A 13,959-nucleotide genomic window follows, 5' to 3' on the forward strand; every position below is an offset into this window, starting at 1 on the left:
CGGGGGCGGGGGCGCCGGGGGGGGGGGGGGGGTGGTTGAATTTAACCGTGGTTTTTTCTGGTTAAAATGCAAGCACCCCGACCCCTTCGAGGGGGACCACGTTACTCTCAACCGGTATCGCTTCCGGCGGCACGGTGCCGCAACAGCATTGCTACTTTGCCAGACAGTTAAAACAAAGCCGCAGTATATTGCACAAGTGCTTCCGAGGAAGGGGAGTGGCACCATACTAGGGGGACGCAACTAAAGTTACGTCCCCGCACCGTGCCGCCGCAAGGGGCGCCAAAAACTAGTTCAGGTTGCCTACTTCTCGTATTGGGCCCGCGAGATCGGCTTACCCGCCTCCAGCCATTGGTTCAACTTGATCACGTCTTCCGGTGACAGGTTGCCGGCCACCTCTTTCAGCCTCAGCATATTCACCACATAGTCAAACAGCGCGTCGGAGTAATTGCGTCGCGCCTGGTAGACATTGCGCTGGGCTACCAGCACATCGACAAGATTGCGAGTGCCGACATCGTAGCCCGCCTGGGTGGCTTCGAGCGCGCTTAAACTCGACGTGATAGCCTGGGCCCGGGCCTTCACCTGGGCCACGTCGGTAACCACTTCCAGGTGGAATGAGCGCGCCTGCTGAATAGTGTCGCGCTGGGTCCGGTTATACAGCTCCTGGTTTTGCAGGAACTGCTGGTAAGCCTGGCGACGCTGGCCGGATATACGACTGCCGGAGTAGAGGGGCACTGTCAGTTCGATACTTATCGTCTGCTCTTCAACATCGCTGGATGTATCGAAGTCCTCGGTATCTATGCCATCTCCACTTGAATCGCGGTAGTTCAGGTTGCCGACCAGTGTGGGGAGGTGGCCACTGCGCCTGGCACGGGAATTCTGTCGCGATGCTTCGGCGGCAAGTTTGGCTACTTTCAACGCGTAATTATTTTTCAGTGCGAAATCAACCCACTCATGGCGCGCCGCCGGCTCGGGATTGACCACTGGAAATTTTTCCTGTAGCGGTGCTATGGCCTCGTGTGAGGTGCCGGTAATGACTTCCAGCGCTTCGAAGGCAATGCCGAGGTTGCCGCGCGCCTCCAGGGTGACGGCGGTGGCATCATCGAAGGAGGCCTGCGCTTCGTGTACATCTGTGATGGCAGTTAACCCCACTTCGAAGCGCTGTTTCGTTTGTTCCAATTGGTGGCCGAGGGCTTTTTCCTCGGCGATGGATGTTTCGAGATTATCGACAGCGCGCAGCACATTAAAGTAAGCCTCTGACACGCGAATGATCAGGGCTTGCTGATCGGCGCCGAATTGTGCTTCGGCCTGCTCTCCTAATACTACTCCGCGCTTGTAGTCGAACCATGCCGTCAAGTTGAATAGCGGTTGAGTCAGGCTGACAGTGTAGGTCGTCGTTTCAGTTTCCTCCTCCCCAACTGTTTCACTGCGGGTCACTGTCGGGGGAGCATTTGGGTCTGAGTCGTCTTGAAAGATAAAACTTCGAACGTTGTCCAGGTCCTGGGTAGTATCTGAATAGGTTGCAGTCGCATTGATCTGCGGCAGCAAATCCGCCCGCAGAATCGTCTTCTGCTCCAGCCCGGCGCGATACGCCGCCTCATCGGCTTTCAACTGATGGTCATTCTCCAATGCCAATAGATAGATTTCCTGCAGTGTATTGGCCCCTGCCGAAATACTGGCCGCACTGAGTATAGCGGCGAGGCTGTAGGTAAGTGCTGATCTTTTCATGGGGATCCTTGTGCGTTGGTCGCGCGCCAAATATGTGCAGGCTCGAGCCCGGCCGGGCGGCGGTCGATAAGTCTCGCGGGAGTTTAGCGGTTTCGCCGCAGGGCGTCGACCTGGGGGTTGCGCAACGGCGTTAAAATTTGTTAAGTGTCAGGTGTTTGGGCGCGTCCAGGGCACTGGCCCGGACAGTTGGCTGCGTTGTTGGGTTTGAGTTGGCATGAAGTTGGCGTTGATGTTTGCGCCACTGCTGAGGGCTGATGCCAAACCAGCGTTTGAAACTGCGGGTAAATGCGCTCAGCTCCGAGTAGCCGAGGATGGCGGCGATATCGGTGAGACGATAATAGGGGTGCCCTAGGTAACTGGTGGCCTGAGCGTAGCGCACTGAATCGATTAAGGCTTGAAAACTGGTGTTGTGCTCGCCGAGGCGGCGTTGCAGGGTGCGGGCGCTGTAACCCATCACTTGCGCCACTGCCTCGAGGCGCCCGCCGTCGCCGATCAGCAACATGGCGATCACGTGTTTGACCTGGTCGACGAAACTGTCGCCGTGGCGGTGTGCCAGGTAACTGCGCAGCTTGTCCGGCAGGCGCCGGGCCGACGCGGCGATAGGCTGGCGCAGCAGCCTGGCGTCGTAGGCCAACCCCAGAAACGGCTGGTTAAACGCCACCGGGCAATTGAAATAACGGGAGTACAGGCCGTGGTCCGCCGACTCGCCGTGCTGGAAGTAAACCGCCCGCAACGGCATGGCGGTGCCCGACAGCATCTGGCTGAGGTTGTGCGACAACGCCAGGGCGTGGTCCTGGTAGCCGACGCTCTTGGCTACCAATTCGAAGTCACAGTGCAGAAAAATCTGCACCAGATCGCCGGCGCGGCGCATTTCCACATCCACCGTCTGCACTTGCAGTTGCAGATGTTTGATAAACACGCCCATGGCTTCGCCCAGAGTCTGGCAACGGGTTACCATGGCGGCCAGCGGCCCGTAGATGGCGATGGTCTGGCGGCTGGCGAGTTCCAGGCTGAACTGGGGGCAGCGCAGGCGCCGCGCTGCCAGGTCCAGCAGTTGGGTATGGCGGTCGAAGGGAATCAGGGTATCGGGGCCGGTGACCACCTCGGCAGGCAATCGGGCCGCCTCAAACAACTCTGCCGGTTTGCCGCCCTTCTCCAGCACCAACTGGCTGAAACCGTCGAGAAAACTATTGTTGATCAATGGGTAGCGCATGGCTGAGGCGGCACCGGATTGTCGGGGTCAGGTCCGAACAGCACTCGCGTCCAACGCCGGCTGCTGAGGGTTAATCAAGACCGATACGGCAGGGACGGTGATCGGCAAATTGGTGCAAGTCCTCATCAGGTGCCAACGTTAGGTGTTGGACGCGAGTGCCGTGAGGCTCAGCCCCAAGTCTGGTTGCCCTGGCGTTTTTAGTCAAATGACTGGCGTAAAATGTCAAAATATTTACATCAATGCCCGTATAGTCCATCTCAATACTAATAAAACTCGCTACTGTGAGAGAGAGGTGACAGCGATGAATTTCGACTATGTCATTGTGGGGGCCGGCTCGGCCGGCTGTGTACTGGCCAATCGACTGTCGGCGGACCCCGCCACCTCGGTCTGCCTGGTGGAGGCTGGCGGGAGCGACAAAAGCTCGTTTATCTACACCCCCACTGGTATTACCGTCGCCATCACCACGCGCCTGTTCAACTGGTATTACCACACCAAAGCCCAGCCGACCCTGCACAACCGGGAGATCTTTTGTCCCCGCGGCAAGGTGCTCGGTGGCAGCAGTTCTATCAACGCCATGTTGTATGTGCGCGGCCAGCCCGGTGACTACGATCACTGGGCGGCGCTGGGGAACAGCGGCTGGCGTTTTCAAGATGTACTGCCGTATTTTAAAAAGGCCCAGCACCAGGAGCGCGGCGCTGATGCGTTGCACGGCGTTGGCGGTCCGCTCAACGTCGCCGATCTGCGCCACCAGCACCCGCTCTCCAAGGCATTTGTGGCGGCCGCCGTCGAAGCCGGCTATCCGTTCAACCCGGATTTTAACGGGCCCGAGCAGGAGGGGGTCGGCTATTTTCAGGTCACCCAGAAAGACGGCCAGCGCTGCAGCGCCGCGGCCGCCTACCTGCATCCGGTCATGGATCGTCCCAACCTGACAGTGATTACCAAGGCCCATACGCAGCGGATTTTGCTCGACGGCAAGCGGGCGCGGGGGATCGAGATTGTGCACGGGGGACAGCGCCGGACCCTGCGCGCCGACAAGGAAGTCATGCTCTGCGCCGGCGCCTTCGGTTCGCCCCAGTTGCTGCTGCTGTCCGGCATCGGCGCCGCCGCCAAACTGCAGCCGCACGGTATTCCCGTGCGCCACGAATTGGCGGGTGTCGGCGAGAATCTGCAGGAACATGTGGATGTGATGGCGGTGCTGCGCGACAAGAGCGCCACTGCCATCTCTTACCGGCCCAAAGCCAGCCTGAAAAATATGCTGGAAATGGTTAAGTATCTGCGCCATCGGCAGGGGCTGCTGACCAGCCCCCTGGCCGAGGCGGGCGCGTTTATCAAGTCCGCCGAGGCGGAGGCGACACCGGATATCCAGTTGCATTTCCTGCCCTCCGCCATGGATGACCACGGCCGCAACCTGGCGTTTTATTTTAAGTACGGGTTGTCCCTGCATGTGTGTCTGCTGCGGCCGAAAAGTCGCGGCAGCGTCAGCCTGGCCAGTGCTGCCGCCGCCGACGATCCGGTGATCGATCTCAATCTGTTGAGCCACAAGGACGACTTGGCTGCGCTGCGCAACGGCTTCAAGCGGGCGCGCAGTATACTGCGTTCGCCGGCGCTGGCAGACAGTGCCGGCGCGGAAATTTTTCCCGGCGATCCGGTGCAGGAGGACGCCGAGTTGGATGATTATATCCGCCGCAAGGCAAATCATATCTACCACCCGGTGGGTACCTGTAAGATGGGCAGTGACCCGCAGGCGGTGGTGGATGCCGAGTTGCGGGTTCACGGTCTGGAGGGTTTGCGGGTGGTCGACGCCTCGGTGATGCCCACCGTGGTCAGCGGCAATACCAATGCCCCGACCATTATGATCGGTGAGAAGGCTGCGGATATGATCCTGCAGCAGCAAGCCCGGCACCCGCTGGCGCAAGAGGTGGTCACGGCCTGATACCGGCTGCGGTTTTTTTAAAACAGTTTTTTAAATAGGGGAATAGGGATTGATTGGAATCTATTTGTTATTGGCGCTGTTACTGGTAGCGCTGACCAAGCTACCGGTGGCTGTCGCCATGCACAGGGCCGGCGGTTACGACAACAGCCAACCGCGCCTGCAGCAGTCCGATCTCGACGGCTGGGGGCGGCGGGCGGTGGCGGCCCACCACAATGCGCTGGAGGCCATTCCGGTGTTCGGCCTGGCGTTGTTGGCGGCGGCGCACCTGGAGGTGGCGGCGCGGGTGATCGATGGCTTGGCCATTACTTTTTTTGTCGCCCGGCTGGTTTACCAGTATTGCTACCTGGCCGATTGGGCCTCCCTGCGCACCCTGGCGTGGGCGGTCGGTTATGTGGCGTGTCTGGGGCTGGTGGCTGCGGGGCTCTGACCCTACTAGCACTTACTCCAGGCGCCTGAAGTGAAAGATAAGTGCTTTCAACGGGTAACATTCGGGGCTGACTGGAATGGCACTTAGCTAAGCAAAACTGTGCTAATTCACCGGTCTGCCGCCAGGAGGGGCTCTCAGAAACACGGGCTAGGCGCCCCCTCGATGAACCCGTCCCTGGGGACTCGCCTAAAGCGCCTACTTTTGGTCTCGGCAGCATCCCTGCTGCCGAGAGTTTCTGAGAGCCCCTCCTGGCGGCAGACCTACCCGCGATATTCTTAAACTAGTTCGATACAGAGAGTTCGCATCAGCCTATCGGTCACCGCTCCAGCCACATCGATCTCGATTAAGTATACCGAAGGTAGGTCTGGCCCTGGCTAGAGCCTCCAGAAACTCTCGACAGCAGGGATGCTGTCGGGAAGCTCCCAGGGACGGGTCCACAGCGTGTTTCTGGAGGCTCTAGCCAGGGCCAGACCGGGTCAATTAGCACAGTTTTGCTTAACTAAGTGCCATTCGGCTCTGACTCCTCTCGCTGCGCCGGCACCAACGCAAGTCCCTTTACACTGCCGGGCGGGTTGTCTAGACTGGGGCCTGCTTGTCGGGGTGCCCGGGAGCGCTTGTTGGTCTGCTGTTCGGATTCTGCTGCTCCGATATACAGCAACCACCAAACGCCTCGAGCTGAGAGATACCCGCCGACCTGATCCGGCTAGTACCGGCGTAGGGAACGAGGCTTCAGAGGCAAATCGCTGCTCCTTTTAAATTGGCATATCCCGATCCCAAATGGGGGTAAGCCGGTGAGGCAGTCAGCAGGTTCAGCTCTTCATTTCTCCTTTCTTACACCTCAACCCGGTCGCAAGATTCCGGGCTTCGGGCAGGTAGTAGCTCCTGACTAATGCATTTTTATGGCGAGTCATAGGTTGTGACCGTCGTTCGATAGTTTCGAGTTGGTGGTGAATTGTGGTCGCTGAAAACACCAGTCCTGATGTCCCGGGCATGCCCCCGGTCGTATTGGCCATTGCCGGCAGCGACAGTTGTGCCGGCGCCGGCGTGCAGGCGGATTTAAAAACCCTGATGGCGATGGGTGTATATGGCGCGACTGCGATTACTGCGATAACCGCACAGAATACCCGCGGAGTCGATGGGGTCTGGCCGGTGCCGGTTGAGTCAGTAAGGGCCCAGATAACGGCAGTAATGGCGGACCTGCCGGTAGCTGCCATCAAGATCGGTATGCTCGGGTCGCGGGCCCTGGTGCAGGCCGTGGCGGCCTGCCTGGCCGAGTATCCCGATATTCCAGTGGTGCTGGACCCGGTGATGGTAGCTACCAGTGGCGCGCGCCTGCTCGCCCCGGAGGGCGAACAGGCGCTGCGCGAGGCGTTGTTGCCGAGGGCCGCTCTGATTACCCCCAATTTACCAGAGGCAGCAGCCCTGTTGAGCCGGGAGGCCGCGGCGAGTCAAGCGGAAATGGCGGCTCAGGCGCGCGAGCTGTTGATCTTGGGCACCGCTGCGGTGTTGGTGAAAGGCGGTCACCTAAGCGGCTCCGAGGCGGCCGACATCCTCGTGACCGATAGTCGCGGTGAGGAAGTGTTTTCCAGCGCTCGCTGTAATACCAAAAATACCCATGGCACCGGCTGCACACTGGCATCGGCGATAGCCGCGGGCCTGGCGCGTGGACTGTCGCTCAGCGCGGCGGTGGGTGCCGCTAAAGAATTTCTAACCGGTGCTGTCGTCGCGGCGCAGCACTGGGAATTAGGTGAAGGCCACGGGCCTGTCGATCATTTTTACCAGCATCGCAGGTGCTAGAGTCGAACTGGTAAGCCAACCAAGCGTGAGGGTGTATCATGAAGAACCAAGCTGAATCTAATTCGTCCGCAACCCGAATTCTCAGCCAAACCGCCGAGGTGGATGCCGCCTCGGTGCAGCCGTTTCCCGCGTCACAGAAAATTTTTGTCGCCGGCTCGCAGGCCGATATCCGCGTGCCGATGCGGGAGATCAGCCTGGACGACACGCCGACGGATTTTGGCGGCGAGGTCAATGCGCCGGTGCGGGTTTACGACACCTCGGGTCCCTATACCGATCCCGCCGTTGATATCGATGTGCGCAGGGGATTGCCCGATGTGCGCAGTGCCTGGATCGAGGCCCGCGCCGATACCGAACTGCTCGGCGCCAACAGCTCCGGTTTTACCCGCCAGCGACTCGATGACGCAAAGCTGGCGCACTTGCGTTTTGATCACGCCAGGGCGCCGCGCCGGGCTCGAGCCGGCGCCAACGTGACGCAGATGCACTACGCCAGGAAAGGCATTATCACACCGGAAATGGAATTTATCGCGATTCGGGAGAACATGAGTCTGCAGCAGGCCAGAGAACTGGGTGTGCTCGATCAACAGCACCCCGGCGATGCCTTCGGTGCCGCCATTCCCGAGGAGATAACGCCGGAATTCGTGCGTCAGGAAGTGGCCCGCGGGCGCGCTATCATCCCGGCCAATATCAATCACCCGGAGTTGGAGCCGATGATTATCGGGCGCAACTTCCTGGTGAAAATCAACGGTAATATCGGCAACTCGGCGCTGGGGTCGTCCATTGAAGAAGAGGTGGAAAAATTGACCTGGGGCACCCGCTGGGGTGCCGATACGGTGATGGATTTGTCCACCGGTAAGAATATCCATGAAACCCGCGAGTGGATCATCCGCAACGCCCATGTGCCCATAGGCACAGTGCCGATCTACCAGGCGCTGGAGAAAGTGGGCGGTGTGGCCGAGGACCTGACCTGGGATATTTTCCGCGATACCCTGATCGAGCAGGCCGAACAGGGTGTGGACTACTTCACGATTCACGCCGGGGTGTTACTGCGCTACGTTCCGCTCACTGCCAAGCGCGTGACCGGTATTGTCTCCCGCGGCGGCTCGATTATGGCGAAATGGTGCCTGGCCCACCATCGGGAGAGTTTTCTGTACACCCACTTCGAAGACATCTGCGACATTATGAAAGCCTACGACGTTTCCTTCTCACTGGGCGACGGGCTGCGTCCCGGCGCTATCGCCGATGCCAACGACGAGGCCCAGTTCGGTGAACTCGAAACCCTGGGTGAGCTGACCAAAATTGCCTGGAAACACGATGTCCAGACCATGATCGAGGGGCCGGGCCATGTGCCCATGCACCTGATCAAAGAAAACATGGACAAGCAGTTGCGCGAGTGCGGGGAGGCGCCCTTCTACACGCTGGGGCCGTTAACCACCGATATCGCGCCGGGGTACGATCACATTACCTCCGGTATCGGCGCCGCCATGATCGGTTGGTACGGTTGCGCCATGTTGTGCTATGTGACACCCAAAGAACACCTCGGTCTGCCGAATAAGGAAGACGTCAAAGAGGGTATTATCACCTACAAAATCGCCGCTCATGCCGCCGACCTCGCCAAGGGGCACCCCGGCGCCCAGTTGCGGGACAATGCCCTGTCCAAGGCGCGCTTTGAGTTCCGCTGGGAAGACCAGTTCAATCTCGGTCTCGATCCCGACACCGCCCGAGCCTATCACGACGAAACGCTGCCAAAGGAATCCGCTAAAGTGGCTCATTTTTGTTCCATGTGCGGTCCGAAGTTCTGTTCGATGAAAATTACCCAGGAAGTGCGGGATTACGCCAAGGGCCAGGAGGCCGCAGCCGCCGAATCCGGCGAACAACTGGTCACCATGGTGGATGTAGAGGCGGAAATGCGGGAAAAGGCCAGGCAGTTCCGCGAGCAGGGTGCGGAGATTTACCACAAGGTATAAGCACCTGCAAACCAGCAGCATAGATAACAGGGACTATCCAGGAGTTTGCCATGCCGGATGCCGCCGCCGAATTCGACAACAATGATGTCGAGATCCTGAGCAGGAAGACTGCCTATCAGGGCTTTTTCAAAGTGGAGGAGCTGCGCCTGCGCCACCGGCTGTTTGCCGGCGGCTGGGGCGGAGAGCTGCGGCGCGAACTGTTTGTTCGCGGCGATGCGGTGGCCGCCGTGCTCTATGACCCGGTGGCCGACCGGATCGGCTTAATTGAACAGTTCCGTATCGGCGCCCTGGCCGAACGGCGCGGCCCCTGGTGCCTGGAAGTGGTGGCCGGGATGATCGAGGCGGGTGAGACCGCCGAGGCGGTGATGCGCCGGGAGTTGATCGAGGAGGCCGATTTCCGGCCGCGGGAGCTGCGGCCGATTTGTGAATACCTGTCCTCACCCGGGGGCTGCAACGAGCGTATCCACCTCTACTGTGCACTGGGTGACCTGAGCGGGGCCGGCGGTATCTTCGGTCTGGATACGGAGGGGGAAGACATCCGCCTGCGCGTGTTTTCCGCCGCTGAGGTGTTTGATGCTATGCTACAGAGCAGAATGAATAATGCCGCGACGTTGATAGGGTTACAGTGGCTGCAATTGAACCGCGCCGGGCTGCGCACTGGCGCAAATGCCTAAAACTTGCGATTATTGGGGCGGCCGGCAATTGGCGTTGGCGAGACGGACTTAACAGAAACCCCCTGAGCAACTGGGATAATGACAGTATTTAGAGTGCCAAATTGGGAAGTTTACCCATGAAACCGCGTTACCGGGTGGATTTGCCCGGGCAGTTGGCCGTTTGTGAGGCAAACTACCTGCGTCTATTGAAGCTGACCCCCGATCTGCCCGGCTGCGAGCGGTGGCGGTTTGCGGTAGGGCCGGTGGAAAACCGCCGCCGTGTCGATATCGCCATCCTGGAGCGCGCCAGGTATACCACGACAGTGGAGCTGGCTGCCGAACATAGCCCCGCCGGTGAGTTGCCGGCGCCGGTCTGCGGGTTCGAATCCCCTCGTTTGAAAGTGCGGTTGTACCACGATGCCCAGATGGCAGAGGTGATCGCCTGGGAAGATCATCGGCTGGTGCAGCCACGCTATGACTATCCGAATCGGCGTATGTACCAGAGCGACGAGAAGGCGCAAATGAACCGGTTTCTGGGTGAGTGGCTGTCGTATTGCCTGGAACAGGGTTATGCGCTCGAGGATGTTAGAACCTTCGGGCTGGTGGGCTGAGGGAAGGCAGTGTGGAGTGAGGCCGGGATGGATTTTTCGTGCAACTAATAATAGAACCCAAAAAGCAGCCGCTGCGCCTGGTACAGGTCACTGACTGTCATCTGGGCAGCAATCCGGGTGATGACCTGCTGGGGCTGGACACGGATTTGAGTCTGCACGATGTACTGGCATTGATTCGCGAAGAGCAGCCAAGTCCGGACCTGGTGTTGGCGACCGGGGATATCTCCGGTTGTGCGGACTTACCGGCCTACCAGCGCTTCCTGAAACTGATTGAGGCGCAGTTCACCGTTCCCATGGCCTGGTTGGCCGGCAATCACGACACCCCGGATGTGATGGAGGCGGCGCTGGAGGGCAGGCCCATGCCCAAAGTCATCCTGGCCGGCAACTGGCTGGTTGTGCTGCTCGATTCCAGCGTGCGGGGACACGAGCACGGCGACCTCACCACTGCGGAGCTGACGTTTTTGCAGGACACCCTGAATCGTTACTCGGAGCGCCACACCCTGGTTTTTTTACACCACCAGCCGGTGCCTATCGGCAGTGCCTGGGTGGATCAGTATATTGTGCGCAGTGCCGGCCGGTTTTTTGATATTGTGGACGCCCACCCGCAGGTCAAGGGTATCAGTTGGGGTCACGTGCACCAGGAGTTCCACCAGATCAGAAACGGGGTATCACTCTGGTCGACACCTTCGACCTGCGTGCAGTTCAAACCCAACTGTGACGAATTTACCGTGGATCACACCATGCCGGGGTATCGCTGGTACGACCTGCACCCCGATGGACGTCTGGAGACCGCCGTATCCCGTATCGCGAAAAAAGATTACCCCATCGATTACGCCTCTTCGGGCTATTGATCCCCGGAATTCGCTATAATTGTCCGCTCACATACTACTGCTAACAGCCCTGAGGTGGCGTACCCGTGCCCGTATTGCTTTACATTCATGGATTCCTCAGCGCGCCGACTTCACACAAGGCCCAGCAAGTGCGGGCCTGGTTGCAGCGGGAGAGACCCGACATTGATTTTTGTTGTCCGTTGCTGACGCCTTTTCCGCAGCAGGTTTGCAATGAGCTTGACGCTTTGGTGGAGTCACTGTTGCCGGGTCCGGTTTATTTGATGGGCAGCTCCATGGGTGGCTTCTGGTCTACCTACCTGGCGGAGAAATATGATTTGAGAGCCGTGTTGATCAATCCGGCTGTCGAGCCCCAGTCGCATATGCCGGACTATGTGGGTATTGAACTAAAGAATTTTTATACAGAAGATACTTACCGTCTGCAGCCGCACCATATCGATGAAATGCGTGCGGCGGATATTGCCGTGCCGAAACGGCTTGATAATTATTGGCTGATGGTGCAAACCGGTGACGAAACACTTGACTACCGCGATGCGGTGGCGAAATATCGCGGTTGCAAGCAGCTTGTTGAAGAGGGCGGCGATCACAGTTTCCGCGATTTCGAGCGCTGGATACCGGCGGCGGTCGAGTTTTTGGAAGCGGGTAAAGCTGAATAGAGCCACCATGTTTTCCCGACCAGTTTCCTGGCAGGGTTTTCTTAACTGAATTTTTGTAGCTGGTTTTCACAGCCAGAGTAAAAAAGCTGATAGAGATTTATGGCGAACTATACCGCAGAAGATATCGAGGTTCTCACCGGACTCGACCCCGTAAGAAAGCGCCCCGGCATGTATACCGATACAGCCCGGCCCAATCATCTGGCCCAGGAAGTCATCGACAACAGTGTCGATGAGGCCCTGGCGGGTCACACCAAGCTTATCGAGGTGGTGCTGCACAAAGATCATTCCATGACAGTGACTGATGATGGTCGCGGTATGCCGGTGGATATCCACCCCGAGCAGGGCAAACCGGGGGTGGAGGTGATTCTCTCCACGCTGCACGCCGGCGGCAAGTTTTCCAACGACAACTACCAGTTTTCCGGCGGGCTGCACGGCGTCGGCGTATCGGTGGTCAATGCGCTGTCGCGGGTATTGGAGGTCACTATCCGCCGCGACGGCCAGGTCTATCGCATCGGTTTCAAAAACGGTGAAAAAGCGATGGACCTCGAAGTGATCGATACCTGTGGCAAGCGCAATACCGGCACCAGCCTGCGTTTTTTACCCGACCCGCAGTACTTTGACTCCAATAAGTTCTCCGTGCCGCGCATGCGCCATGTGCTGCGCGCCAAAGCGGTGTTGTGTCCCGGCCTGCGCGTGGTGTTCAAGGATGAGCAGAGCGGCGAAACTGACGAGTGGATGTACGAGGATGGTCTGAAAGACTACATGATCGCCTCCACCCAGGGTTGGGAGACGTTGCCGCAAGAACCCTTTATCGGCAGCTTTGCCGGTGAGAGCGAGGCGGCTGACTGGGCCGTGCAGTGGTTGCCCGAGGGCGGCGAGGTGGTGCAGGAAAGCTATGTCAACCTGATTCCCACAGCGCAGGGGGGAACCCATGTCAACGGTTTGCGCACCGGGTTGCTGGAGGCCATGCGTGAGTATTGTGAATTTCGCAACCTGCTGCCGCGCGGCGTCAAGCTCGCGCCCGATGATATCTGGAATAACTGTTGTTTTGTGTTGTCGTCGAAGCTCGCCGATCCGCAATTCTCCGGCCAGACGAAAGAGCGTCTCTCATCCCGCGAGGCGGCCGCGTTTGTGTCCGGCGTCGCCAAGGATGCGTTTGGCCTGTGGTTGAACCAACACACGGAAGACGGTGACAAGCTTGCCGAATTCTGTATCAACAACGCGCAAAAGCGGGTGCGTTCCAGTAAGAAAGTAGCCCGCAAAAAAGTCACCCAGGGTCCGGCTTTACCGGGTAAGCTGGCCGACTGCTCATCGGGCGAGCCGGAACGCAGTGAGCTGTTTCTGGTGGAGGGCGACTCCGCCGGTGGTTCCGCCAAGCAGGCGCGCGATCGGGAATTCCAGGCGATTATGCCGCTGCGGGGCAAGATACTGAATACCTGGGAGGTGGACAGCGCCGAAATTCTCGCCAGCCAGGAGGTGCACGATATTTCGATCGCGCTGGGTGTCGATCCGGGCTCCGACAAACTGGAAAACCTGCGCTACCACAAAGTCTGTATCCTCGCTGACGCGGACTCCGACGGATTGCATATTGCGACGCTGTTGTGTGCGTTGTTTGTGCGGCACTTTCGGTCGCTGGTTGCCGCCGGTCATATTTATGTCGCCATGCCGCCCCTATATCGCATCGACGTTGGTAAAGAGGTTTTTTACGCGCTGGACGAGGCGGAACGGCAGGGCATTCTCGATCGCATAGCGGCGGAGAAGAAAAAAGGCAAACCGAATGAACAGCGCTTTAAAGGATTGGGGGAGATGAACCCGATGCAATTGCGCGAAACGACCATGGACCCGGATACCCGCCGGCTGGTGCAGCTCGGTATTGAGCCCGGTGATGATACCAACCAAATGCTCGATATGCTGTTGGCCAAGAAGCGCGCCAGTGATCGCAAGAGTTGGCTTGAGGAGAAGGGTAATCTGGCAGAGGTTTGAATGCGTTTGTCGATTTAACCAAAAGTTTATAAAAAGACAGGAAATAATGATTCCACTCCCTCTCGCTTGATCACTTCCCCGGGCGGTCGCGAAATACCTTGACCTTCCCATGATGGGAAGCCTCACGATAGGAACACTCAGGTCCGGTG

11 protein-coding genes and 1 riboswitch are annotated in these 13,959 nt (G+C 58.8%); of the genes, 9 read left to right on the plus strand and 2 right to left on the minus strand.

Annotated features, from left to right (window positions below; all coding sequences use genetic code 11):
• Positions 1–300: 300 nt before the first annotated feature.
• Both FKG94_RS15025 and FKG94_RS15030 read right to left on the minus strand, forming a co-directional pair.
• Positions 301–1,725 carry a TolC family outer membrane protein gene (locus tag FKG94_RS15025; protein WP_142905136.1) on the minus strand — a complete coding sequence of 475 codons (1,425 nt, stop codon included), beginning with the start codon at positions 1,723–1,725 and terminating at the stop codon, positions 301–303.
• Positions 1,726–1,855: 130 nt separating this feature from the next.
• On the minus strand, positions 1,856–2,938 hold the full coding sequence (locus FKG94_RS15030) for an AraC family transcriptional regulator (protein WP_142905137.1): 1,083 nt from the start codon (positions 2,936–2,938) through the stop codon (positions 1,856–1,858).
• A gap of 301 nt (positions 2,939–3,239) precedes the next feature.
• Between FKG94_RS15030 and FKG94_RS15035 the strand changes: the two genes are divergently transcribed.
• The 9 genes from FKG94_RS15035 (at position 3,240) to parE (ending at position 13,810) form a co-directional block, all read left to right on the plus strand.
• Entirely contained in the window at positions 3,240–4,871 is a 1,632-nt protein-coding gene (locus FKG94_RS15035; protein ID WP_142905138.1) for a GMC family oxidoreductase, read from the plus strand.
• A 49-nt stretch (positions 4,872–4,920) separates the two neighbouring features.
• A complete protein-coding gene (locus tag FKG94_RS15040; protein WP_142905139.1) occupies positions 4,921–5,298 on the plus strand; it encodes an MAPEG family protein in 378 nt (125 codons plus the stop codon).
• Between the two features lie 586 nt (positions 5,299–5,884).
• Positions 5,885–6,036: riboswitch (TPP riboswitch) on the plus strand.
• A 216-nt stretch (positions 6,037–6,252) separates the two neighbouring features.
• A complete protein-coding gene (thiD, locus tag FKG94_RS15045; protein WP_246125183.1) occupies positions 6,253–7,095 on the plus strand; it encodes a bifunctional hydroxymethylpyrimidine kinase/phosphomethylpyrimidine kinase in 843 nt (280 codons plus the stop codon).
• 38 nt (positions 7,096–7,133) lie between these two features.
• On the plus strand, positions 7,134–9,059 hold the full coding sequence (gene thiC / locus FKG94_RS15050) for a phosphomethylpyrimidine synthase ThiC (RefSeq protein WP_142905140.1): 1,926 nt from the start codon (positions 7,134–7,136) through the stop codon (positions 9,057–9,059).
• A 50-nt stretch (positions 9,060–9,109) separates the two neighbouring features.
• The gene (locus FKG94_RS15055; protein ID WP_142905141.1) at positions 9,110–9,733 is read left to right on the plus strand and encodes an NUDIX domain-containing protein; all 624 of its coding nucleotides are present in this window, start codon (positions 9,110–9,112) and stop codon (positions 9,731–9,733) included.
• Between the two features lie 116 nt (positions 9,734–9,849).
• Entirely contained in the window at positions 9,850–10,323 is a 474-nt protein-coding gene (locus FKG94_RS15060) for a DUF1249 domain-containing protein (protein WP_142905142.1), read from the plus strand.
• Between the two features lie 38 nt (positions 10,324–10,361).
• Entirely contained in the window at positions 10,362–11,174 is an 813-nt protein-coding gene (cpdA, locus tag FKG94_RS15065) for a 3',5'-cyclic-AMP phosphodiesterase (RefSeq protein ID WP_246125184.1), read from the plus strand.
• Positions 11,175–11,239: 65 nt separating this feature from the next.
• Complete coding sequence (locus tag FKG94_RS15070; RefSeq protein WP_142905143.1) at positions 11,240–11,827, plus strand: YqiA/YcfP family alpha/beta fold hydrolase; 588 nt, start codon at positions 11,240–11,242, stop codon at positions 11,825–11,827.
• A 99-nt stretch (positions 11,828–11,926) separates the two neighbouring features.
• Positions 11,927–13,810, plus strand: coding sequence for a DNA topoisomerase IV subunit B (parE, locus tag FKG94_RS15075; protein WP_142905144.1), 1,884 nt, complete (start codon positions 11,927–11,929; stop codon positions 13,808–13,810).
• Positions 13,811–13,959: the final 149 nt, after the last annotated feature.

The sequence above is a fragment of the Exilibacterium tricleocarpae genome (assembly GCF_007004655.1).
Taxonomy (GTDB): Bacteria; Pseudomonadota; Gammaproteobacteria; order Pseudomonadales; family Cellvibrionaceae; genus Exilibacterium; species Exilibacterium tricleocarpae.